Annotated in this window: 20 protein-coding genes; 10 read left to right on the top strand and 10 right to left on the bottom strand. The window is 70.0% G+C overall.

Going from position 1 to position 23,451, the window contains the following annotated elements:
• The first annotated feature begins 40 nt into the window (after positions 1 to 40).
• The 9 genes from V5F49_RS04190 (at position 41) to V5F49_RS04150 (ending at position 8,876) form a co-directional block, all read left to right on the top strand.
• Positions 41 to 913 carry a branched-chain amino acid ABC transporter permease gene (locus tag V5F49_RS04190; RefSeq protein ID WP_237355876.1) on the top strand — a complete coding sequence of 291 codons (873 nt, stop codon included), beginning with the start codon at positions 41 to 43 and terminating at the stop codon, positions 911 to 913.
• 11 nt (positions 914 to 924) lie between these two features.
• A complete protein-coding gene (locus tag V5F49_RS04185) occupies positions 925 to 1,956 on the top strand; it encodes a branched-chain amino acid ABC transporter permease (RefSeq protein ID WP_394114440.1) in 1,032 nt (343 codons plus the stop codon).
• On the top strand, positions 1,949 to 2,659 hold the full coding sequence (locus tag V5F49_RS04180) for an ABC transporter ATP-binding protein (protein WP_237355878.1): 711 nt from the start codon (positions 1,949 to 1,951) through the stop codon (positions 2,657 to 2,659). Before V5F49_RS04185 ends, V5F49_RS04180 begins: the two co-directional genes overlap by 8 nt.
• A complete protein-coding gene (locus tag V5F49_RS04175) occupies positions 2,652 to 3,374 on the top strand; it encodes an ABC transporter ATP-binding protein (protein ID WP_394114441.1) in 723 nt (240 codons plus the stop codon). Before V5F49_RS04180 ends, V5F49_RS04175 begins: the two co-directional genes overlap by 8 nt.
• A complete protein-coding gene (locus V5F49_RS04170) occupies positions 3,371 to 4,360 on the top strand; it encodes an NAD(P)H-dependent flavin oxidoreductase (protein ID WP_394114442.1) in 990 nt (329 codons plus the stop codon). Before V5F49_RS04175 ends, V5F49_RS04170 begins: the two co-directional genes overlap by 4 nt.
• A 60-nt stretch (positions 4,361 to 4,420) precedes the next feature.
• Positions 4,421 to 5,167, top strand: coding sequence for an enoyl-CoA hydratase-related protein (locus V5F49_RS04165; RefSeq protein ID WP_393986706.1), 747 nt, complete (start codon positions 4,421 to 4,423; stop codon positions 5,165 to 5,167).
• 90 nt (positions 5,168 to 5,257) lie between these two features.
• Positions 5,258 to 6,061, top strand: a complete 804-nt coding sequence (locus tag V5F49_RS04160) for an IclR family transcriptional regulator (protein WP_393986705.1) — start codon at positions 5,258 to 5,260, stop codon at positions 6,059 to 6,061.
• A 26-nt stretch (positions 6,062 to 6,087) separates the two neighbouring features.
• Positions 6,088 to 7,275, top strand: coding sequence for a CaiB/BaiF CoA transferase family protein (locus V5F49_RS04155; RefSeq protein WP_394114443.1), 1,188 nt, complete (start codon positions 6,088 to 6,090; stop codon positions 7,273 to 7,275).
• A gap of 161 nt (positions 7,276 to 7,436) precedes the next feature.
• On the top strand, positions 7,437 to 8,876 hold the full coding sequence (locus tag V5F49_RS04150; protein WP_394114444.1) for a DUF1254 domain-containing protein: 1,440 nt from the start codon (positions 7,437 to 7,439) through the stop codon (positions 8,874 to 8,876).
• A gap of 69 nt (positions 8,877 to 8,945) precedes the next feature.
• Here V5F49_RS04150 and V5F49_RS04145 read toward each other — a convergent pair whose 3' ends face one another.
• The 10 genes from V5F49_RS04145 to epsC form a co-directional block, all read right to left on the bottom strand.
• Positions 8,946 to 10,136, bottom strand: a complete 1,191-nt coding sequence (locus V5F49_RS04145; protein ID WP_394114445.1) for an LLM class flavin-dependent oxidoreductase — start codon at positions 10,134 to 10,136, stop codon at positions 8,946 to 8,948.
• Positions 10,137 to 10,259: 123 nt separating this feature from the next.
• Complete coding sequence (locus tag V5F49_RS04140) at positions 10,260 to 11,378, bottom strand: aldo/keto reductase (RefSeq protein ID WP_394114446.1); 1,119 nt, start codon at positions 11,376 to 11,378, stop codon at positions 10,260 to 10,262.
• 18 nt (positions 11,379 to 11,396) lie between these two features.
• Positions 11,397 to 12,347, bottom strand: coding sequence for an ABC transporter ATP-binding protein (locus tag V5F49_RS04135; RefSeq protein WP_394114447.1), 951 nt, complete (start codon positions 12,345 to 12,347; stop codon positions 11,397 to 11,399).
• Complete coding sequence (locus tag V5F49_RS04130) at positions 12,328 to 13,332, bottom strand: ABC transporter ATP-binding protein (protein ID WP_394114448.1); 1,005 nt, start codon at positions 13,330 to 13,332, stop codon at positions 12,328 to 12,330. The genes V5F49_RS04135 and V5F49_RS04130 overlap by 20 nt, the downstream gene beginning before the upstream one ends.
• 1 nt (position 13,333) lies before the next feature.
• Positions 13,334 to 14,272, bottom strand: a complete 939-nt coding sequence (locus tag V5F49_RS04125; RefSeq protein ID WP_394114884.1) for an ABC transporter permease — start codon at positions 14,270 to 14,272, stop codon at positions 13,334 to 13,336.
• A gap of 83 nt (positions 14,273 to 14,355) precedes the next feature.
• Positions 14,356 to 15,342 carry an ABC transporter permease gene (locus tag V5F49_RS04120; protein ID WP_394114449.1) on the bottom strand — a complete coding sequence of 329 codons (987 nt, stop codon included), beginning with the start codon at positions 15,340 to 15,342 and terminating at the stop codon, positions 14,356 to 14,358.
• Positions 15,343 to 15,401: 59 nt separating this feature from the next.
• The gene (locus tag V5F49_RS04115) at positions 15,402 to 17,072 is read right to left on the bottom strand and encodes an ABC transporter substrate-binding protein (RefSeq protein WP_394114450.1); all 1,671 of its coding nucleotides are present in this window, start codon (positions 17,070 to 17,072) and stop codon (positions 15,402 to 15,404) included.
• A 373-nt stretch (positions 17,073 to 17,445) separates the two neighbouring features.
• Positions 17,446 to 19,464: a family 2A encapsulin nanocompartment cargo protein cysteine desulfurase gene (locus V5F49_RS04110; protein WP_394114451.1), complete on the bottom strand. Its 2,019-nt coding sequence runs from the start codon at positions 19,462 to 19,464 to the stop codon at positions 17,446 to 17,448.
• Positions 19,439 to 20,386 (bottom strand): family 2A encapsulin nanocompartment shell protein, encoded by a 948-nt coding sequence (locus V5F49_RS04105; RefSeq protein ID WP_394114452.1) that lies wholly within the window; start codon positions 20,384 to 20,386, stop codon positions 19,439 to 19,441. The genes V5F49_RS04110 and V5F49_RS04105 overlap by 26 nt, the downstream gene beginning before the upstream one ends.
• Positions 20,383 to 21,414 carry a serine O-acetyltransferase EpsC gene (gene epsC / locus V5F49_RS04100; protein ID WP_394114453.1) on the bottom strand — a complete coding sequence of 344 codons (1,032 nt, stop codon included), beginning with the start codon at positions 21,412 to 21,414 and terminating at the stop codon, positions 20,383 to 20,385. The genes V5F49_RS04105 and epsC overlap by 4 nt, the downstream gene beginning before the upstream one ends.
• A gap of 337 nt (positions 21,415 to 21,751) precedes the next feature.
• On the opposite strand from epsC, the gene V5F49_RS04095 reads away from it, so the two are divergent.
• Positions 21,752 to 23,383 carry an ABC transporter substrate-binding protein gene (locus V5F49_RS04095; RefSeq protein ID WP_394114454.1) on the top strand — a complete coding sequence of 544 codons (1,632 nt, stop codon included), beginning with the start codon at positions 21,752 to 21,754 and terminating at the stop codon, positions 23,381 to 23,383.
• Positions 23,384 to 23,451: the final 68 nt, after the last annotated feature.

The following is a 23,451-nucleotide window of genomic DNA, read 5'->3' as shown; positions in this document are numbered from 1 at the left end:
CGCCGCTCTGTAGCGCCCGCCTTGCCCCATCCGAGGTGACATGACTGAACTCATCCTGCAGGCGCTGTTCTCCGGCGTGCTCATCGGCAGCGTCTATGCGCTGGTGGCCCTCGGCCTCGCCCTCGCCTTCGGCGCCATGCGCATCATCAACCTCGCCCATGGCGAGCTGGTGCTGCTCGCCGCCTACATGGCCTATCTGGTGGAATCGCGCACCGGGCTCGATCCCTATTTCGCCATCCCGCTCGCGCTGGTGGTGGTGGCGGCGGCGAGCTTCGTGCTGTTCCTGCTGGTGGACCGCATCAAGGACCACCGCGAGCTGAACTCGCTCATCCTCACCTTCGCCATCGGCATCATCCTCACCAACGCCATCCTCCTGGTGTTCGCCAGCGACGTGCGCACCACCGCCTCGCCCTTCCTGCAGGATGCGGTGTCGCTGGGCGACCTGTTCGCCATGCGCAGCGAGATCATCGCCTTCGTGCTCTCGCTGGTGCTGATGGGCGCGCTGTGGTGGTGGCTGAAGTCCAGCTGGTACGGCCGCGCGGTGCGCGCCGTCTCCTCCAATCGCGGCGCCGCCAAGCTGATGGGCATCAACCCCACCCGCATCGAGACCGTGTCCTTCCTGGTGGCGGGCGCGCTCGCCTCGTTCGCCGGCGTCGCGCTCTACACCATGAGCGTGGTGCAGCCGGCCACCGGGCACGCGCTGACGGTGAAGGCCTTCATCATCACCGTGCTGGCGGGCGTCGGCTCCATTCCCGGCGTGTTCCTGGGCGCGGTGCTGCTCGGCGTCACCGAGGCGCTGACCGTGACGCTCGCCTCGTCCGCCCTGCAGGAGCTCGCCGGAATGGTGCTGTTCCTGCTCGTCCTGTTCCTGATGCCGAACGGCCTGTTCGGCGCGCGCGCCCGTCGCGGCTGAAAGGCGAAGCCATGCCGGTCACTTCCAACGCATCCGCGCAGGCCGCGCCCGCAGCCGCATCGCAGCGGGGTCGCGGCGCGCTCATCGGCGCGGGCCTCCTCGCGCTGGCGCTGCTGCCGCTGGTGGCGGGCGCCAGCCCCTACATGCTGGGCCTGCTGATCTCGGCGCTGATTCTCGCCGGCCTTGCCCTGTCGTGGGCGCTGCTGGGCAATCTCGGCGGCATGGTCTCGTTCGGCCACGCCGCCTTCTTCGGGGTGGGCGCCTATGGCTCGGCGCTGCTGGCCGGCAAGCTCGGCGTGCCGGTGCTGCTCGCCATCCCGCTGGGCGGGCTGATCGCCACGGTGTTCTCGCTGGCCATGCTGCCGGCGCTACGGCTCTCCGGGCCGTACTTCGCCCTCGCCATCCTCGCCTATGCGCAGATTTTCCGCATCCTCGCCACCGAGCTCGACTGGCTCACCGGCGGCGCGGCCGGCCTGCAGCGCTATCCCGGCCTGCCGACGGTGCTCGGCTTCAACCTCGCGGACCGGGCCGGCAGCTACGTGCTGGTGCTCGCCTGCGTGGTGGTGTTCGCGCTGGTCTACATGGCGCTGCGGCGCAGCCATGTGGGCACCGCCTTGCGCGCCATCGCCGACAGCGAGGACGCCACCCGCGTGGTGGGCGTCAACGCCACGGTGCTGAAGACCTGGATGCTGCTGCTTTCCGCCTTCATCGCCGGGGTGTTCGGCGCGCTGAACGCCCACATCATCGGCTTCCTGGAGCCGGACTATGCCTTCTCCGGCATCTGGAGCGTCATGCCCATCATCGCCGCGGTGTTCGGCGGCTATCGCAGCGTGCTGGGGCCCATCTTCGGCGCGGTGGTGATCTATCTGTTCGACCAGGTGATCGCGAAAAGCCTCATTCCGGTGGGCCACCAGATCCTGCTCGGCATCGTGCTCGCCATCATGGTGCTGCTGGCGCCCAACGGGCTGTCCGGCCTCGTCGCCCGCTTCCTGCCGCGCCTTGCCGGCCGCAGTCTCTCGAACGCGGAGAAGGGCCATGCTTGAGCTCGACGCCGTCACCGTCCGCTTCGGCGGCCTCACCGCGCTGTCCGGCATCTCGTTCCGCATCGCGCAAGGCGAGATCCTCGGCCTCGTGGGGCCGAACGGGGCGGGCAAGACCACCCTGTTCAACTCCATCTCCGGCCTCGTGAAGGCGCGCGGGCGGATCAGCTTCAACGGGCGGGAGGTGACCTCCCTGCCGCTGCACAAAAGGGCGCGGGCGGGCATCGGACGCACCTTCCAGATCCCCCAGCCCATGCACCATCTGACCGTGCGCGAGAATCTCGCGGTGGCGCAGGTGTTCGGCGCCGGGCGGTACGACGAGAAGCGGATCGACGAGATACTCGCGGTGATGGAGCTGTCCCACAAGGCCGATGCCGATGCCGCCACCGCTCTGGCGCTGCAGGAGCTGAAGCGGCTGGAGATCGCCAAGGCGCTCGCCACCGAGCCGAAGCTGCTGCTGCTGGACGAGGTGCTGGCCGGCCTCGAGAGCAACGCGAAGCGCTCCTTCATGCTGAAGCTGAAGGAACTGCACGCGCTGTTCGGCCTCACCATCGTCATCGTCGAGCACGACATCGAGACCATCTCGGGCCTGTGCACGCGGGCGGTGGTGCTCAACTTCGGCCAGCTCATCGCCGATGGCACGCCGGCCGAGGTGTTCAACAATCCGGCCGTGGTGGAGAGCTACACGGGGACCGCCCATGCTTGAGACGCGCAACCTCTCCTCCGGCTACGGCGCCATCACCGTGCTGTGGGACGTGAACCTCACGTTCCGCGCCGGCGCGCTCACCGCCATCGTCGGCCCCAACGGCGCCGGCAAGACCACGCTGCTGCGCACCCTCACCGGGCTTCTGCCATTTAGCGGCGAGATCCTGATGGATGGCGCGCCGCTGAAGGGGAAGACCTGGGACCTCGCGGCCCAGGGGCTGGTGATGGTGCCGGAAGGGCGCCTCGTGTTCCGCGACATGTCGGTGGAGGAGAACCTCTGCCTCGGCGCCTATTCCGAGCGCTGCCGGGGCGATCTTTCCGCCAACCTGGAGCGTATGTACGCCTTCTTCCCGCGCCTGAAGGAGCGCCGGCACCAGCTCGCCGGCTCGCTCTCCGGCGGCGAGGCGCAGATGGTGGCCATGGGCCGCGGGCTGATGGCCAAGCCGCGCATCCTGCTCATCGACGAGCCGTCGCTGGGCCTCGCCCCGGTGATCGTCAACGAGGTGTTCGACATCATCCGCCGGCTGAAGGGCGAGGGCACCACCATCGTCCTGATCGAGCAGAACACCCGCATTGCCCTCTCGGTGGCGGACGACGTGCACCTCATGCGCTCGGGCAAGGTGATCCTGTCCGAGAAGGCGGAAGGGCTCGATCTCGACCGGCTGCATGATCTCTATTTCGCCCGCGAGGGCGCGAAGGAAGGGGCCGGGCAATGACCATGCCGTCAGATCGTCTTCCCCCCGCCTTCCGCGGCACGCTGGCGCTGCCGGTGATCGCCTCGCCCATGTTCATCCTGTCGGGGCCGGAGCTGGTCATCGCCGAATGCCTCGCCGGCGTGGTCGGCGCCTTTCCGGCGCTGAACGCCCGCGCGCCCGACACGCTGGATGGCTGGCTCACCCGCATCAAGGCCGAGCTCGCCGCCGCCCGCGCCGCCGACCCCACCCGGCGCATCGCCCCGTTCGCGGTGAACCAGATCGTCCACGCCTCCAACGACCGGCTGGAGCGCGACATGGAGACCTGTGTCGCCCATGAGGTGCCGCTCATCATCACCTCGCTGCGCGCGCCGGGCGACGTGGTGCGGCAGGCGCATTCGTATGGCGGCGTGGTGTTCCACGACGTGACCACCGTGCGCCACGCGGAGAAGGCGCTGGAAGCCGGAGTGGACGGCCTCATCCTGGTGTGCGCCGGAGCCGGAGGCCATGCCGGCACGCTGAGCCCGTTCGCGCTGCTGGGCGAGGTGCGGCGCTTCTACGACGGGCCGGTGGCGCTCGCCGGCGCCATCACCACGGGGGAGGCGATCCTCGCCGCGCAGGCGCTGGGGGCGGACTTCGCCTATATGGGCACGCGCTTCATCGCCACGGCGGAATCCCGCGCGGTTGCGCCCTACAAGGAGATGATCGCCGACGCGCAGGCGGCCGACATCCTCTATTCGCCCTTCTTCACCGGCGTGCCGGGCAATTACCTCAAACCCTCCGTGGTCGCCTCGGGCCTCGACCCGGACAACCTGCCCCATGCCGACAAGACCGCCATGAGCTTCAGCTCCGGCAAGGTGAAGGCGTGGCGCGACGTGTGGGGCGCGGGGCAGGGGGTGGGCACCATCGCCGATGCGCCGCCGGTGGCCGAGGTGGTCGCCCGCCTTGCCCGCGAATATGCCGACGCCCGCGCCCGCCTCGCCGTCGATGCGGCGGGCTTCGCCGCCTGAACGCCGACACCGTACCGCCCCCCGCCCCGGGGAGCGCCAGAAGGATCAGGAGCCGCCGCCATGACGCAGAGCCTCATCGTCACCGACCCGCACCCCGGCGTGCGCCTCCTCACCATGTCCCGGCCGGAGCGCCGCAACGCGCTGGACCGCGCCACCTACAAGGCGCTGGGCGATGCCTTCGCCGCCGCCGGTGAGGATGAGGCGGTGCGCGTGGTGGTGCTGACCGGGGCCGGAAACTGCTTCACCGCCGGCAACGACCTCGCCGATTTCCAGGACACCTCCAACGCGGGCGAGCCGAGCGCCGGCCTCACCTTCCTCAACGCCCTCACCGGCTTTTCCAAGCCGGCGGTGGCGGCGGTGGAGGGGTTCGCTGTGGGGATCGGCACCACCATGCTGCTGCATTTCGATCTCGCCTACGCCGGCGCCGGTGCGCGCTTCCGCCTGCCGTTCGTCAATCTCGGCCTGTGCCCGGAGGGGGCTTCGAGCTACCTGCTGCCGCGCATCGCCGGATCGAAGCGCGCGAGCGAGCTGCTGCTGCTGGGCGAGGTGTTCGGCGCCGAGGTGGCGGCGGAGGCCGGCATCGTCAATGCGGTGACCGAGGCGGGCGGGGCCCTTCCCCTCGCGCTCGAGAAGGCGCAGGCGCTGGCGGCGCTGCCGCCGCGCTCGCTCGCCACCACCAAGCGCCTGCTGCGCGCCGCCACCGCCGGCCCGGTGGCGGCGGCGCTGGCGGCGGAGGCCGAGCAGTTCCACGCGCTGCGTCTGGAGCCGGCCGCGCAGGCTGCGTTCGCCGCCTTCTTCAGGAAATAGGGCCTGCGATGCGTCCGGCCGCGAATCCCCGATAATGGCGTGGTTCGGGGCATTGGCCGCAGCGCCCCGGACGCCATCGAGAGCACGACCATGAAACACACCGATCCCGATCTCGAGACCGAAGGCGACGGCAAGGACGACCGCCACTTCGTGACCGCCCTCGCGCGCGGGCTGGAGGTGCTGGCCTGCTTCAAGCGCGGCGAGACCTTCCTCGCCAACCACGAGATCACCGAGCGCTGCAAGCTGCCGCGCTCCACGGTCTCGCGGCTCACCTACACCCTCACCAAGCTCGGCTACCTGCATTACGTGGAGGAGGTGGGCAAGTATCGGCTCGGCACCCAGCTGATGGCCCTGAGCACGGTGGCGCTGGGCGGTCTCGACGTCCGCCAGATCGCGCGGCCCGCCATGCGCGAGCTGGCGAACTTCTCCAACGGCACGGTGGGTCTCGCGGTGCGCGACCGCCTGTCCATGCGCTACGTGGAGTGCATGCGGGGGCCGGCGGCCATCTCGCTCAACATCGAGGTGGGGGTGCGCATGTCCATCGTGCGCTCGTCCATCGGCCGCGCCTTCATCGCCGCCCTGACGCCGGCCGAGCGCGCGCCGCTGTTCGAGGAGCTGCGCATGCTCGATCCGCTCGCCTGGCCCAAGGTGCGCGAGGCGCTCGAGAAGGCGATCGAGGATCACGCCACGCTCGGCTGCTGCTGCTCGTTCGGCGAGTGGCAGGAGAGCGTCAGCGCCATCGCCGTCGGCTTCCGGCCGGGGCGCGGCCTGCCGCCCATGGCCATCAATTGCGGTGCCCCCACCGTCATCACCGCCCCCCAGTTCCTGCTCGACGAGGTGCGCCCGCGGCTCGTGGAGATGGTGCGCGGGCTCGACGGGGTGATGGGGGCCTGACCGCGTGCCAGCTGGAGCTTGCGTCGATGAGTGAAACCAATCCCGCCGCCGCCCGCGGGCAGGCCGACGATCTGCCGCTCGCCGGCGTGCGCGTGCTCGACCTGTCGCGCATCCTCGCCGGGCCGTGGTGCGCGCAGGTGCTCGGGGATCTCGGGGCGGAGGTGGTGAAGGTGGAGCACCCCGAGCGCGGCGACGACACCCGCGACTGGGGCCTGCGGACCGGCGCCACCAACACCTCCTACTTCGATGCGGTGAACCGCAACAAGACGTCCGTCGGCATCGATCTCTCGACGCCCGATGGCCTCGCCCGCGTCAAGGCCATGGCGCGGGACGCCGACGTGCTGGTGGAGAATTTCAAGACCGGCGGCGCCGACCGCCTCGGCCTGGGCTACGAGGCGCTCAGCGCGGAGAACCCCGGCCTCATCTACTGCTCCATCACCGGCTATGGCTCCGGCGGGCCGGAGGCGACGCGCCCCGGTTATGACCTGCTGGTGCAGGGCGAGGCGGGGCTGATGGCGCTGAACGGGGAGGCCGGCCAGCCGCCGCTCAAGTTCGGCGTGGCGGCGGTGGACCTCTTCACCGGCCAGTATGCGGCGCAGGCGGTGCTCGCGGCGCTCTACCAGCGCACCCGCACCGGCCGGGGCCGGCGCGTGGAGCTGGCGCTGTTCGACTGTGGCCTCGCCATCACCTCCTACTACGGGCTCGAGGCGCTGGTGCAGGGCAAGGACCCGCCACGCTACGGCAATGCCCATCCCTCCATCGTGCCCTATGGCGTGTTCGAGGCGGCGGACGGGCCGCTCGTCATCACCGTGGGCAACAACGCCCAGTTCCGGCGCTTCTGCGCCGCCGTGCTCGGGCGGCCGGAGCTGGCGGATGATCCGCGCTTCGCCACCAATCTCGAACGCTCGCGCAACCGCGCCGAGCTGTTGCCGCAGATCGGTGCCGAACTGCTGCGTCACCGGCGCGCGGACCTTCTCGCCAAGCTGCGCGCCGAGGGCATTCCCGCCGGCGAGGTGCTCGGCCTCCATGCCGCCCTCACGTCCGAGCGTGCCCGTGCCGCCGGCATGGTCATCGGGGCCGCCGCGGAAGCCGGGGAGGGCGCGGGTACCGCCGAGGGACGCGAGGCCGCGGCGCGCTATGTCCTCGCGCCGCCCTATCGCCTCGACGGCCGGCGCGTGCCGGTGCGTAACCTGCCGCCGCCACTGGCCAAATAGGCCGCTGGGGAAAGCGACCTTGGGCGTGGCCCCACTTGTGCGCGCGCGCCATGCCGTCGCGCGTGCGGCGTGATCCTGCGGGACGGACGGTGGCGGCCGCGATAAGGTCGCCGCGTTTTCAGGGGCGCGACGACGCGCCCTTCCGCGAGAGAAGGTTGCCCATGCTGTCCAAGCGGCATTTCCTCAAGATCCTGGCGGCCGGCGGCCTGACCGGCCCGGCGCTGTTCCCGCTCGCGGCCTCTGCCCAGCCGGCGCCCGCCCGTCCCGGCTTCTTCAAGGCGAAGGACATCGCCGAGGCCGGCTTCATCTACGGCCTGCCGATCGTGATGAACTACGGCGTGATGTACGAATACGTCATCGACCGGAACTCGGGGCAGTTCAAGGCGCCGTTCAACCAGATCTCCAACGAGGCCCGGGTCTTCACCTGGCAGGACACCTCGATCCCGACGCCCAACAGCGACACCCCGTATTCGCTGGCGTGGCTCGACCTGCGCACCGAGCCCATGGTGATCTCCGTTCCGGCGGTGGACCCCAAGCGCTATTATTCGGTCCAGCTGGTGGACGGGAATACCTTCAACTACGGCTACATCGGCAGCCGCGCCACCGGCAGCAATGCCGGCGATTATCTGGTGGTCGGCCCCAGCTGGACCGGCGAGACCCCGTCCGGCATCGGCAAGGTGTTCCGCGCCTCCACCGCGTTCGCGCTGACCATCTTCCGCACCCAGCTGTTCGACGCCTCTGACCTCGACAATGTGAGGAAGGTCCAGGCGGGCTATCAGGTGCGCCCGCTTTCGGCCTTCCTCGGGCAGGCGGCGCCGCAGGCTGCGCCGGCGCCCGATTTCCCCAAGTTCTCAAAGGATCTCGCCCGCACGGATTTCTTCGAGTTCCTCGATTTCGCGCTCCAGTTCGCGCCGGCCCTTCCCGAGGAGCGCGCCATCCGCGAGCAATTGGCCACCATCGGCGTGGGTCCGGGCAAGACGTTCGATTTCAAGACGCTCTCGCTGGAGGACAAGGCGGAGATCCTCCTCGGCCTGAAGGAGGGCCAGCGCAAGGTGACCGAGGCGGTGGCGGCCTTCGGCACGAACGTGAACGGATGGCGCGTTGGCGCGGCCGCGGGCGACGCCGCCTTCTTCCATGACGACTGGCTGCTGCGGGCGGTGGGCGCTCAGGCTGGCATCTATGGCAATGACGCGGTGGAGGCGACCTATCCGCTCACCCGCCTCGATGCCGACGGCGAGACCCTCGACGGGTCGAAGCACGACTACACGCTGACGTTCCCTGCCGACAGCCTGCCGCCGGTGAACGCCTTCTGGTCGGTCACCATGTATGACGGCAAGTCTCAGCTGCTCATCAAGAACCCGATTGACCGCTATCTCATCAACGCGCCGATGCTGCCTAACCTGAAGCGCAACGCCGACGGGTCGCTGACCATCCACATCCAGAACAAGTCCCCCGGCGCGGACAAGGAGAGCAACTGGCTGCCCGCGCCCGATGGCCCGATCTATCTGGTGATGCGCCTGTACTGGCCCAAGGACACGCCGCCCTCCATCCTGCCCGCGGGCAAGGGCACCTGGCAGCCGCCGGGCATCCGCAAGGCCTGACCGGCACGGGCGGCGCGCCCCGGTCGGGTCAGGCGACCTGACCGGCGGGGCGCGGGCCCGTCCGTGCGCTCACAGCCGCAGGCCGGCCTGCTTCAGCAGCGGCAGGGTTGTCCGGGCGAAATAGTCGAAGTCGGCGGCGAAATCGTAGAAATTGAACTGCACGCCGTCGATGCCGGCCTTCTTCAGCGCCGCCAGCTGGTCCACCACCTGCTCGGGCGTGCCGATGATCTCGATGTTGCCGCCGAGGTTCTGCCCCTGCTTGTGGCTGGCATCGCGCCGGCCCTTCCAGGCCACCGCGTCGCTGTCGTAGCCGCGATGGCCGAATGAGGTGTGGGTGGGCGCGGGCACCCCGTCGGCGATGGCGCGCGCATAGGCGTGGGCCTCCGCCTCCGTGTCGCGGCTGACCACGACCGGGTTGATGATGGTCTTCACCTCGCGTCCCCTGGCGCGGGCGCGGGCCTTGATGGCGGCGATGTGGTCCGGCAGCGTTTCGAGCGCGCTGTCGATGTGGGCGCCGCCCGGCGAGGTGATGAACAGCAGGTCCGAATGCTCCGCCGCGAAATCGATGCCGGCGTCCGAGCCCGTGGCGGTGACCAGGATGGGGCGCCCGAAGGCCGGCTTGGGCGTGATGTAGCCGTTGACGATCCGCCACGGGTTCAGCCGCCCTTCGTGGGAGTAGTTCTCGGGATCGCTCCACAGGCGGTGCAGCACCTCGAACAGCTCGGCGGTCATCTCGTAGCGCCGGTCGTGGTCGATGCGGTTCCAGCCGAACATCTCGTGCTCGATGGCCCGGTGCCCGGTGACGATATTGATGCCCCAGCGCCCCTTGGCGATGTGGTCGAACGTTGCGCCGATCTTGGCGATGTGCAGCGGGTGCCACGGGCCGTAGAGCACGTGCAGCGTGGAGATGAGCAGGATGTTCTGCGTGCGCGCCGCCATGGCGCCGAGCGCCACGAAGCTGTCGAGGGAAGCCTCCCCGTCATAGCCGCCCTTGGGGAGCCACTGGGTGCGTGAGAAAGCGATGTCGAAGCCCAGCGCGTCCGCCTTCTCCACCAGCGCCAGATTGTAGTCGAAGGTCCAGCTGTTGCTGGTGGGATGATCCGAGAAATGGATGTCCTGCAGGTTCAGGAACAGCCCCAGCATCAGCGGCTGGCGGGCGGAGCGCGACAGCGGGCTGTCCGGGAAATCCAGCGGGCCGCGCAGGGTGGGGCCGCTCTGGGGCGCGGCAGCGGGAGATGAGAGAGCCGGTTGGGCGGACATGGCGATCCTCGCACGTGGGGACGGCCGGCAGGCCGGAGCCCGGTCTCAGGGCAGGGGCGGGCGCGCCGTCTGCCGGCGCGCGGAAGGGCGGGCGGACCGGCGCTCGCCGGTCCGGACCACGGATCAGCCGGCGGCGGCGAGCGGCGGCGCGTCCTTGACGGCGACGGCCCGTTCGGTGGCGCGGGCCGCGGCCCGCTCGGCCACCCGCCGGGCCGCATCCCCGCCACCGGTCAGGGGCGCGCGGCCTTCCACCGGGTGGCTGGGGTCGGTGTAGAAGCGGGTCGAGGCATGGCCTTCTGGCACCAGGGAGGCGACGAAGGCCTCGTCCTCGGCCGTGAAGTCATAGGCCAGCGCCTCGACATAGCTGTCCCACTGCTCCTCGGTGCGCGGGCCGGCGATGGCGGCGGTGACGAGCCGGTTGTTGAGCACCCAGGAGAGCGCGAAGGTGGTGGCGCTGATGCCCCGCGCCTGCGCATGGCGGGCGATCTCCTGCGCGATCAGCAGCGAATCCTCCCGCCACTCGGTCTCCAGGATGCGCCGGTCGCCACGCCCCGCCCGCGAGCCCGCGAGTGGCGCCACGCCGGGCGCATACTTGCCGGTGAGCACGCCGCGCGCCAGCGGCGAGTAGGAGACGACGCCCAGCCCGAAATGATGGGCGGCGGGCAATTGCTCCACCTCCGCCGTGCGGTCCACGATGTTGTAGAGCGGCTGGCTGGCGATGGGCCGGTCGATGCCCAGCTGGTCGGCGAGGCGCGCCACCTCGGCGATCCGCCAGCCGCGAAAGTTCGACACCGCGAAATAGCGTACCTTGCCGGCGTGGATCAGGTCCGCCACGGCCCGCACCGCCTCGCCCAGCGGCGCATCGAAGATGGCGCGGTGGAAATAGAGGATGTCGATGTAATCGGTGCCGAGGCGCCGCAGGCTCGCCTCCGCGGCCTCGATGACCCACTTGCGCGAGAGCCCCTGCCGGTTCGGCCCTGCGCCGGCGGGGTTGCCGAGCTTGGTGGCGAGCACATAGGCGTCGCGGTCCGCCGCGATCACGCGTCCCACCACCTGTTCCGTCGCGCCGTTCTGGTAGGCATCGGCGGTATCGACGAAGAAGAAGCCCTGTTCCTTCGCCTTGTGGATGATGCGGTGGGCGGTGGCCTCGTCGGTGGGGCCGCCGAACATCATGGTGCCGAGGGCGAGCTGCGGAACCTTGAGGCCGCTCGCGCCGAGATAGCGGTAGTCGGGCGTGGTCATGGGGAGCCTCTTGCTGTCCTAGTGGAGCGCTGCTGCGGGCGCGTGATGGCAGGCCACCTGCTGGCCGCCGCCCGCCGGGAGCAGGGCCGGGTCGGCCTGCGCGCACAGCGGGGTGGCGAGGGGGCAGCGGGGATGGAAGCGGCAGCCGGACGGCACGTTGCGCGCGCTCGGCAGGTCGCCGGCGAGCGGCGCGGCATGGCGCCGGCGGCCGGCGGTGGGCACCGCCTCCATCAGCGCGCGGGTGTAGGGGTGGAGCGGGCGGCTGAAGATCTCCTGCCATGTCCCGGTCTCGACGATGCGGCCGAGATACATGACCAGCACCCGGTCGGCGAAATAGCGCACCACCGACAGGTCGTGGGAGATGAACAGGTAGGAGAGGCCGAAGTCCGCCTTCATCCGCGTCAAAAGGTTCAGGATCTGCGCCTGGATCGACAGGTCGAGGGCGGAGACCGGCTCGTCGCAGATGACGAGGCGGGGCTTGAGGATCAGCGCCCGCGCGATGCCGAGGCGCTGGCGCTGGCCGCCGGAGAATTCGTGCGGATAGCGGGCGAGCGCCTCCGCCGGCAGGCCCACCCGCTCCAGCGCCGCGCCGGCCGCCTCCGCGCGCGAGGCGCGGGTGCCGATGGAATGCACCTCCAGCGGGCCTTTCAGGATGTCTCCCACCGTGTGGCGCGGGTTGAGGGAGGCGAACGGGTCCTGGAACACCATCTGCGCCTGCCGGCGGTAGCCTTTCAGCGCGCTGCCCCGTAGCGTCCCCACATCCGTGCCGTCGAACAGGATGCGGCCGGCCGACGGGTCCACGAGGCGCATCAGCACCTTGGCGAGGGTGGACTTGCCGCACCCGCTCTCGCCCACCAGTCCCACCGTCTCCCCCGGCTCCACGGTGAAGGAGACGCCATCCACCGCCCGAAGCGGCGCGCCGCCGGCGCTGTAGCCGGCGTGCAGGTCCTCAACCGACAGCAGCGGCATGGCGCACCTCCGCGACAGGGGAAGTCGCCGCCGTGACCGGGCAGGCGACGAGATGGCCGGGCGCGACCGCGGCCAGATCCGGCGCGGCGGCGTGGCAGGCGGCACGGGCGAGGGGGCAGCGCGGGGCGAAGGCGCATCCGGCCTGCCCGGCAGCCGAGGCGATGGAACCGCGGATCTCGGTCAGCAGCCCGCGCGACGAGTGCTGGGCCGCATCAAGCCGTGGCGAGGCAGCGAGCAGGCCGCGCGTGTAGGGGTGGAGCGGCGCGCCGAACAGGGTCTCGAAGGGGGCCTCCTCCACCTTGCGGCCGGCATACATCACCGCCACCCGGTCCGCCCATTCCGCCACCACGCCGAGGTCGTGGGTGATGAGCAGGAGGCCCATGGAGAGATCGCGGCGCAGCGCGTCCAGAAGGTCCAGCACCTGCGCCTGGATGGTCACGTCGAGCGCGGTGGTGGGCTCGTCCGCGATCAGCAGGCGCGGCGAGCAGGCCACCGCGATGGCGATCATCACCCGCTGGCGCATGCCGCCGGACAGCTCGTGCGGATACTCGCTCACCCGCCGCTGCGGCTCGGGAATGCGCACGAGGTCGAGCAATTCCACCGCGCGCGCCAGAGCCGCCCGGCGCGACAGGCCCTGATGCAGGCGGACCACTTCCGCGATCTGGTGGCCGATGCTGAGCACCGGGTTGAGCGAGGTCATGGGCTCCTGGAACACCATGGCGATGTCGCGGCCGCGCACGTCGCGGAGCGCGCGGTCGTCCAGCCGGGCGAGGTCGCGCCCGCCGAACAGCACCTCGCCGCCGGCGATCCGCGCCTGCGGGGGCAGAAGACGCAGCAAGGCGAGGGCGGTGAGCGACTTGCCGGAGCCGGATTCACCCACCAGCGCCAGCGTCTCCCCCGCCTCCACGGTGAGGGAGAGGCCGCGCACGGGCGTCGCCTTGGGAAAGGCGATGGAGAGGTCGCGGACGTCGAGCAGGGGCGCCATCTCACGCCTCCCCGGACAGGCGCGGGTTGAGCGCGTCGTTGAGCCCGTCGCCGATGAGGTTGAGGGCGAGCACGGTGAGCACAATGGCAAGGCCGGGGATGGCCGAGAGATACCAGGCGGTGCGCAACAGGTCGCGCCCCGAGCCGATCATGGACCCCCAGCTGACCACGTTGGGATCGCCGAGCCCCATGAACGACAGCGCGCTTTCCATCAGGATGGCGGTCGCCACCGTCACCGAGGCGAGCACGATCACCGGCGGCAGAGCGTTCGGCAGGATCTCGCGGAAGATGATGCGGGCGTGGCCGTAGCCCAACGCGCGGGCGGCGGCGACGAACTCCTTCTCCTTCAGCGCGCGGAACTGGGCCCGCACCAGCCGCGCCACCTGCGGCCACGAGACCGCGCCGATGGCCAGCGTGATCGCCGGCACCGAGGGCTCGGCGATGGCCACCAGCACGATCAGCAGGATGAAGCCGGGGACGGTCTGGAAAATCTCCACCAGCTTGGTGAGAACGTCGTCCGCCACGCCGCCGAAATAGCCCGCCGTCGCGCCCACCAGCACGCCGGCGAGGAGGCCGACCAGCGTCGCGGTGGCGCCGATGAGCAGGCTCACCCGCGCCCCGTGCACCAGCCCCGCAAGCACGTCACGCCCCAGCGCATCGGTGCCGAGGGGAAAGCGCGGGTTCTGCCCGGGCCAGATCAGCGGCCGTCCCGCCATCTCCAAAGGATCGTCCGGGAACAGGACGGGCGCCAGCAGCGCCGCCGCCAGCACGATCGCGAGGATGAGAAAGCCGGCCGCCGCCGTCGGGTTGGCGAGGAAGGCAAGGAGCGCGCGCCGGCCGCCGGCGGGGGCGAGGCGCTGCACCTCCTGCGTTGCCGCGCGGGCGGCGTCGGGCGCATGGACATTGGGCCAGGGTTCGGCCTCGCCCGCGGCGGGCGGCATCGCCGCTTCCTCCCGGAGCGGGGAGAGGCGCGGGTCGGCGGACGCGCGGGCATGGGCGGGCGCGAGGGCCTCGGTGGCGTGCATCAGCGCACCTCGATGCGCGGGTCGAGAGTGGCCTGCAGGATGTCGATGGCCGCATTGATGGCCACCACCAGCAGGGACGAGAGCAGGAGAATGCCCAGCAGCACGTGGAAATCGCGCCCCAGCACCGCTTCGTAGGCGAGCCGGCCGAGGCCCGGCCAGCTGTAGACCGTCTCCACCACCACCGCCCCGCCCATGAGCCCGGCGAGGTGCACGCCGGCCATGGTGGTGACGGGGATGAGCGCGTTGCGCAGCACGTGCCCGGAGGTGACCGCGACCGGCGAGAGCCCCTTGGCGCGGGCGGTGCGCACATGGTCCTGCGCCTTCACCTCCAGCATCTCGCTGCGGGTGAGGCGGGCGTAGATGGCCACGTAGAACAGGCCGAGCGAGAGCGCCGGCAGCACCAGGTGCCGCGCCCGGTCTGCCAGCGCCTCGAGGCCGGTGAGGCCGGCGCCGATGGTCTGCGCGCCGCCGCTCGGCAGCCAGCCGAGCTTCACCGCGAACAGCACGATGAGCATTAGCCCGATCCAGAAGCTGGGAATGGAATAGAACAGCAGCGAGACGACGCTCAGCACCTTGTCCGGCACCCGCCCGGCGAAGCCCGCCATCACCGCCCCGAGCGTGACGCCGATGAGGAGCGCGAAGCCGAGGGCGAAGCCCATCAGGCTCAGCGTGTTGGGCAGGCGCGCGGCGATGAGGTCGGATACCGGCTGGTTGAAGCGCGGCGACACGCCGAGGCTGAACTGGGCGAGGTTGGAGAGATAGGCGCCGAGCTGATGCAGCACCGGCAGGTCGAAGCCGAATTTGGACTTCAGCGCCGCCAGCGTCTCGACAGTCGCCGCGCCCGCCTCTCCCGCCAGCACGTCGGCGGCGTCGCCGGGGGTGAGGCGCAGCAGGAAGAAGTTGAGGATGACGATGCCGATCACGGTCGGCACCGCCTGCAGGGCCGCGCGGCGCACGGCCCTGAGGATGCGGGGCAGGCGCCTCATGCCTGCCTCCGCCGGGCGCCGGCCGTCCGGCGGCAGGCCGAAGTCGAGCGGCGCATGACTTACTTCTCGATGTAGACGTCGGCGAAGGAGGCATCGACGCCGGTGACGCCGATGGTGTGGTTCTTCACCTTGGTGCGGAACAGGGTGACGCCGTCGGGCGCGACGAGGCCGAGGGCCGCGACATCGTCGTGAACCGCCTTCTGGAACGCGGACCACAGCTGCTGGCGCTTCTTCGGGTCCGGCTCCACCGCCGCCTCCTCGAGCAGGCGGTCCACCTCCGGGTTGCTGTAGTGGGAGGCGTTGGAGAACGGCAGGCCGATGCGGAAGTTCTTCGACCACAAGGTGCGCTGCACGCCCAGCGTCGGGTCGAAGACGTTCTGCAGGGATTCCAGCGTCAGGTCGAAGTCGCGGCCGGTATAGGTCTTCTGGATGTAGGTGGAGAAATCGAAGAACTGGAAGTCCACCGCGATCCCCACCTTGGCCAGGGACTGCTTGATGAAGTCGCCCGCCGCCTGGGTGTTGAACGGGTTGGCATAGAGGCGGAGCGTGAAGCGGGTGCCGTCCGCCTTGCGCGGATAGCCGGCCTCGTCCAGCAGACGGTTGGCGGCCTTCAGATTGTAGCCGTAGGGCTCGATGGAGGGGTCGACGAAGCCCTTGAGATTGGGGCTGATGACCGAAGCCGCCACCTTGCCGTAGCCGAAATACACCACGTCCAGCAGCTTCTGCAGATCGATGGCCTGGGCGATGGCGAGCCGCACCCGCTTGTCCTGCAGCACCGGCCGCTCGAAATTGAAATAGAGCTGCGTCATGCGCCCGGCATAGTCATAGCCGCGCGTCTCGGCGCCGAGGCCGGGCAGGGCGGAGACCCGTGCGAGATCGGCATAGGGTACGGGCGGGCCGCCGGCGAGATCGAGCTCGCCCGCCTCGAAGGCGGCGGAGCGGGCGCTCTGGTCGGCGATGAAGCGGATCACCACCCGGTCGAGGTAGGGCTTGCCCGTGTCCCAGTAATCCGGGTTGCGATCTAGGATGATGTGGCTGCCGCGCACCCATTCCTTGAAGATGAACGGCCCGGTGCCGACGGGGGCGGAGGCGTTCTTGTTGGTGAGCGGGTCGGTGCCCTCATAGATGTGCTTGGGAACGATGGGCGATTCGTTGGCGTCGAGCGCCGTCAGCAGGTAAGGCGCTGGCTTCGACAGGGTGATGACGGCCGTGTACGGGTCCGGCGTCTCCACCGCGGTGACGGAGGCGAAGGTGCCGCGCCCGCGCGGGTGGTGCTCCTTCAGCAGCTTGATGGAATAGGCCACGTCCTCGGCGGTGAAGGGCTTGCCGTCGTGCCACTTCACGCCCTCGCGCAGCTTGAAGGTGTAGGTGAGGCCGTCCGGGCTCACGCTCCAGGCGGTGGCGAGGGCGGGCCTGGGCCTGAAGTCGAGATCATAGGTGAGGAGGCCTTCCGTCACCTTGGGCGAGACGCGCTGGGTCGGCCCGGCGGTATGGGCGATGGTGACCAGCGTGGACGGCTCGTGCTCCACCAGGAAGCGCAGCACGCCGCCCTTCACCGGCTGGCCCTGCGCGGCGCTGTCCGCCCATGCGGCTCCAGAGCCGCCGGCGCTGCCCAGCAGCAGGGCAAGGGCACCCGCCAGCACCGTGCGCCGGCCGATCTGCGCGTGGACGCCGAGCCCTTGCGCAAGGCTTCGGGGCACGGACGGCACGGACTTGGGCGGCAGCGGCATCGGGCTTCTCCTCGCAGCATTCGGGAGCCCCACGATAGGAGCGCGGCCCCCGTGGTCAATCAAAAATACATAAAATCCATAAAATAAATAAACTAATGCCGCTATGCAGATTGGGGCCATGTCCGCCGGCGTGCGCGGGGAGGAGGCGCCAGGCGCTCGCGATGTCATGCGTGCCATGTCCGGATGTCGTCGTGCCCCAAGGCGAGGCGTCACCGCGCCGTAGCCCGGCGCCCCTTCATCCGACCGGCATCGGGTCGCGGACGGACCACCGGGAGCCATTCGCCGATGCCCGAGATCGGGGCCCGGAATGCAAGAAGGGGAGCGGCATGGCCTGCCGCTCCCCTTTCGATCACGTAAGGCCCGTGGGGCCGCGTCAGCCCCTGTGCGCCCGGCTCTCCTGGATGCGTTTCAGCGCCGTCTCGAGCGCGTCCACATCCTCCCGCGTGTTGTAGAAGGCGAGGGAGGGGCGCACGGTGCTCTCCAGCCCGAACCGGCGCAGGATCGGCTGGGCGCAATGATGCCCGGCACGCACCGCGATGCCCTCGCGGTCGAGCGCGGCGCCCACGTCCTGGGTGCGGCATTCGTCCAGCACGAAGGAGAGCACGCTCGCCTTGTCCCGCGCGGTGCCGATGAGCTTGAGGCCCGGCACGGTGAGGAGGCGTTCGGTGGCATAGACCAGCAGTTCGTGCTCGTAGCGCGCGATCACCTCCATGCCGATGGCCTCGACATAGTCGATGGCCGCGCCCAGCCCCACCGCGTCGGCGATGTTGCCGGTGCCGGCCTCGAACCGCTCGGGCGGGCCATTGTAGATGGTCTTCTCGAAGGTGACGTCGGCGATCATGTTGCCGCCCCCCTGCCAGGGCGGCAGATGGGCAAGCACGTCTGCCTTGCCATAGACCACGCCGATCCCCGTGGGACCGAACACCTTGTGCCCGGAGAAGACGAAGAAGTCCGCATCCAGCGCCTGCACGTCCACCTTCATGTGGGAGACGGACTGGGCGCCGTCCACCAGCACGCAGGCACCGTGGCGGTGGGCGATGGCGGTCATCTCCCTCACCGGCACCACGGTGCCGAGCGCGTTGGAGACCTGGGCCAGCGCCACGATGCGCGTGCGCGGGCCGAGCAGCTTCCCGTATTCCTCCAGGATCACCTGCCCGGTGTCGTCCACCGGCACCACCTTGAGGCGCGCGCCCTTCTCGGCCGCAAGCTGCTGCCAGGGCACGATATTGGCGTGGTGCTCCAGATGGGTGACGACGATCTCGTCGCCCTCCTTCACGTGGCGGCGGCCATAGGTCTGGGCCACGAGGTTGATGGCCTCGGTGGCGCCGCGCACGAAGATGATCTCCTTCACCGAGCCGGCATTGAGGAAACGCCGCACCTTCTCGCGCGCGGCCTCGTAGGCGTCCGTGGCGCGGGCCGCGAGGGCGTGGGCGGCGCGGTGGATGTTGGAATTCTCGTGCTCGTAGAAGCGGGAGAGCCGATCGATGACCGCCTGCGGCTTCTGCGTGGTCGCTGCATTGTCGAGCCAGATCAGCGGCTTGCCGTGCACGCTCTGCTGCAGGATGGGGAAATCCCGCTTTACCGCGTGGGGATCGAACGGACGGGCCGGCAGCGCGAGGTTGGGCACCAGCGCGGGCGAAAGTCCGGCGGAGATGCCGGACAGGTCGAGGCCCGGCGCGGCGCGCGGCTCGGCGGCAGGAGGCGCGACGGGCGCGGCCTGCGGCAGGGCCGGGGTCTCGGCCGTCGCCCGTCCCGCGGCCTCGGGGCGATGCAGCGGGTCCGCGGGCCCGAGCTCGCGCAGGAAGTAGAGGCTGCCCGGATCGTCCGGAAGCGCGCCGGCGGGCAGGGCCGGTGCCTCGGTCCCGGCCGGCGGCCGGCGCGTGTCGAGGGCAAGGGCGCTGGCGATGCCGGGCGGGAGCGCGCCGAAGCTGAAGGCGCCGGGGAAATCCGGCAGCGCCAGTCCGGGGGAGCCGCCGGGCTGCGGCAGTCCGGGCACGCCGGGCACGGCGACGGCGGTGGGCGCATGCGGCGCCGGAATGTTCGGCGTCGGCACCACGGAGGGGACGGTCACCGGCGGCAGGTCCGGGCCGGCGGTTGGCGGGCGTGCCGGGGCGTGGGGCGCAAGCGTCGCGGCCGGCGAGACGGACGGCACGTCGCCGGGGCTCGGCGGCGAGGACGGAAGCGTCAGCACGTGGGGCGCCGCCGGCTCCTGGCTGGGCGCGGCCTGAAAGAAGGCATTGGCGATCCGGCCGATCACGGCGGGATCGAGCCATGCGGGTGGCGCGCCCACGTCGCCGGGATCGGGCGCGGACCCGGCGGCCGGGCCGGACGCAAGGTCCGGTCCGGCGCCGGCGGGAATGCCCGGCTCAGACATAGGTGTCAGGATAGCCATGATACTTGCCGACCTCGACATCGGTGAGCACGGCGAGCGCATCGTGGGTGAGCACGGCGGCCGAGCAATAGAGCGAGATGAGGTAGGAGGCGATGGCCTTGCGGTTGATGCCCATGAAGCGCACCGAGAGGCTCGGCGCCACCTCGCCCGGCACGCCCGGCTGGAACAGGCCGATGACGCCCTGCTTCTTCTCGCCGGTGCGCAGCAGGAGGATGTTCGTCTTGCCGTTCTCGTCGATGTAGAGCTTGTCGGACGGCACCAGCGGCAGCCCGCGCCAGGTGAGGAAGGGCGTGCCGAACAGGGTGACGGTGGGCGGCGGCACGCCGCGGCGGGTGCATTCGCGGCCGAAGGCGGCGATGGCGCGCGGGTGGGCGAGGAAGAAGGCCGGCTCCTTCCACACCTTGGTGATCAGCTCGTCGAGGTCATCGGGCGTCGGCGCGCCGGTACGGGTGGAAATCTTCTGCGAGGGCGCGGTATTGGCGAGCAGGCCATATTCCGCGTTGTTGATGAGCTCCGCCTCCTGCTTCTCCTTCACCTTCTCGATCAGCAGGCGCAGCTGCTCCTGGATCTGGTCGTAGGGGTGGGAGTAGAGGTCGGAGACGCGGGTCTGCACGTCGAGGACGGTGGTGACCGCATTCAGCGAGTATTCGCGCGGCGCGTCCTCGTAGTCGACGAAGCTCTCCGGCAGGTCCGGGTCCTGGTCGCGGCGCGGCGAGCATTCCACCTGGGCGTTGATCTCGCCGTTGTATTCCTTCACCCGGTTGAGGCGGTAGATGCCGGCCTCCACCGGGGTCCAGGGCAGGAAGGAGACCAGCCAGCGCGGGGTGATGCCCGACCACTGGGCGCGGGTCTTGGTGGCATTGGCGAGCTGCCGCGCGGCAGCCTCGCTCAATGTCCTGCGGATGGCAGGCTCTTCGGTCATGCGGTTCCCCCGTTGCGGTGAAGGTTTGGCGCGGCGGCGCCTGTCGAGGCGGGCTCGGGCCCGGCGCCGGAGCGCGTCTGGGCCTGGGTGATGTGGCTGCCGGCGGGCACGGAATGGGTGAGCCAGACGTTGCCGCCGATGGTCGAGCCCCGGCCGATGGTGATGCGGCCCAGCACCGTGGCGCCGGAATAGATGACCACGTCGTCCTCGACGATGGGATGGCGCGGCGCGCCCTTGATGATGGCGCCGCGGGCATCGGTGGGGAAATTGCGCGCGCCCAGCGTCACCGCCTGGTAGAGCCGCACCCGCTCGCCGATGATCGTGGTCTCGCCGATGACGACGCCGGTGCCGTGATCGATGAAGAAGCTGCCGCCGATCCGCGCGCCGGGATGGATGTCGATGCCGGTGCGCGAATGGGCGATGTCGGCGATCAGCCGGGCGAGGAACACCGCGCCCAGGCGATAGAGGGCATGGGCGATGCGGTGGTGCACCACGGCGGTGAGGCCGGGATAGACCAGCAGGATTTCCGAATAGCCGGTGGCGGCCGGATCGTTCTCGTAAGCGGCGCGCAGGTCGCTCACCAGCAGGCCGCGGATCTCGGGCAGCTGCTGGGCGAACGCCCGCACGACGGCGTTGGCCTCCCGCTCGAACGCCGTGTCCGGCCGATCCTCACCGGTGCAGAAGGGCAGGCTGCGGCGGGTCTGCTCGGCGAGGGTGGAGAGCGCCTCGTTGAGGGTGGCGCCGACGAAATAGTCGATGGTCTCGGCGGTGAGGCCGGGGGGGCCATAATGGGCGGGAAACAGCGCGGCCGCCAGCCCGCGCAGGGCCGACACGATCGCCTCCCGCGACGGCGGGGGGCGCAGCAGGCCGCGATGGCGGATGTTGTGCTGCACGTCGCGCGAGAGCTTCAGCGCCGCGACCACGGCGTCGAGATTCCAGCTCCTGCCCGCCGTCCCGTCGTCCGTCCGGTCTTCGCCATCGAGGGCATGCGCGCTCCGGCCATCGACGTCGATCCCCCTGACCGCCATCCCTGTCCCCGCCACTGACACCGCCGGGCCGCTCAGGCCCAGTCCCATTCATGGATGGCATGGGCGCTCCATCCTGTCCAGTTAATCCATAAAATAAATCAAAACAGTGTGATTGCGGGGCGGTTCGTTCTCCGCGCGGTTGGCGCAGCGCGAACCCGCGACGGCCCGGGCGCGCGCAAGCGTTGGAGACTCCGGGCTTCGGGCTCGCCCCGCGGCATGGGCGGTACGAGGGTGGGCAAAAATAGCGATAAATTTGATAGATATTATTGACTAACAAAAACCGTGCGCGGTATCGTTAAATCCACCCGAAAATATTGTGCTTTAAGGAACAGGACACATGCGGCATCCCGGCCTTTGGACAGCAACGCTGGCGGCAGCCGTCGCGGCGCTCATCTCCGCCACACCGGCGATGGCGCAGGGCACGCAGCCGGCGGCATCGGCCGAGACGCCGAAGCGTGGCGGCACGCTCACCGCCATCATCCAGCCCGAGCCGGTGATCCTCACCGCCGCGCTGAACACCGCCGCGCCCACCGGTGTCGTCACCGGCTCCATCTTCGAGGGGCTGGTGGACTATGACGCCGACCTCAATCCCGTCCCCGCCCTCGCCGAGAGCTGGGAGACCTCGAAGGACGGCCTGACCTTCACGCTGAAGCTGCGCGACGGGGTGAAGTGGCACGACGGCAAGCCCTTCACCTCCGCCGACGTGAAGTGGACGCTGGAGGAGGTGTGGAAGAAGATCCACCCGCGCAACCAGGCCATCTTCGCCAAGGTCACCTCGGTGGATACGCCGGACGACCGCACCGTGGTGCTGCACCTCAGCCAGCCTTCGGTGGCCATCCTCTCCTCGCTCAATTCCAACGGCGCCCAAGTGCTGCCCAAGCATCTCTACGAGGGCACCGACATCCTCAACAACCCGCACAACAACAAGCCGGTGGGCACGGGGCCGTTCGTCTTCAAGGAATGGAGCCGCGGCAACCATATCGTGCTCGAGCGCAATCCCGATTACTGGCAGAAGGGCAAGCCCTACCTCGATCGCGTCGTCTTCCGCGTGATCCCGGACGCCGCCGCCCGCTCCGCCGCGCTGGAGAAGGGCGAGGCGCAGTACGGCGTGCTCAGCCCGGTTCCCCTGAAGGATGCCGAGCGCCTCGCCAAGCTGCCGAACCTGCGCGTGTCCACCGAGGGCTATGAATGGCTCTCGCCCTGGCTGTTCGCCGATTTCAACGTGGAGCGCCCGCAGCTGAAGGACCCGAAGGTGCGCCAGGCGCTGGCGCAGGCCATCGACCGCAACGCCATCTCCAAGGTGGTGTGGTTCGGCTTCGCCAAGCCGGCCGACAGCCCGGTGCCCTCCACCCTCGCCGCCTTCCATGACAATGGCGGCGTGGTCTATCCGTTCGATCCCAAGAAGGCCGAGGCGCTGCTGGACGAGGCCGGGTACAAGCGTGGACCCGACGGCACCCGCTTCTCGCTCGATATCGACTACATCCCCTACGGCGACGACTTCAAGCGCACGGCCGAATACCTGAAGCAGGCGCTGAAGCGCGTGGGCGTCGAGGCCAGCGTCCGCTCGCAGGACACCGCCGCCTTCACCCGCCGGGTCTATGGCGACCGCGACTTCGACATTTCCGTCACCTGGTTCGCGGCCTTCTCCGATCCGCAGATCGGCGTGAACCGCGCCTACTGGTCGGGCCCCATCGGCAAGAACATCCCCTGGACCAACGGCTCCGGCTACCGCAACGAGAAGGTGGATGCGCTGATCTCCGCCACCCAGGGCGAGCCGGATCCGCAGAAGCGCATCCAGCTGTTCAAGGACCTGCAGAAGACGGTCCTGACCGACCTGCCCACCCTGCCGCTGGTGGAGCTGAAGTTCTTCACCGTGGAGGCCGCCAACCTGAAGCACCCGCGTCCGCGCGGCGACCAGGTCTATGGCTCGTTCGCCGATTACTGGTTCGACGACGTGAAATCCAACTGAGTTTCTCCCGAAACTGGGCCGTCCGGACCTCTGCCGGACGGCCGCTTCTTCCGTGTCCCCGGGATCCG

Source organism: Xanthobacter lutulentifluminis (genome assembly GCF_043194675.2).
Taxonomy (GTDB): domain Bacteria; phylum Pseudomonadota; class Alphaproteobacteria; order Rhizobiales; family Xanthobacteraceae; genus Xanthobacter.
This window is presented reverse-complemented; position numbering and strand designations above follow the sequence as displayed.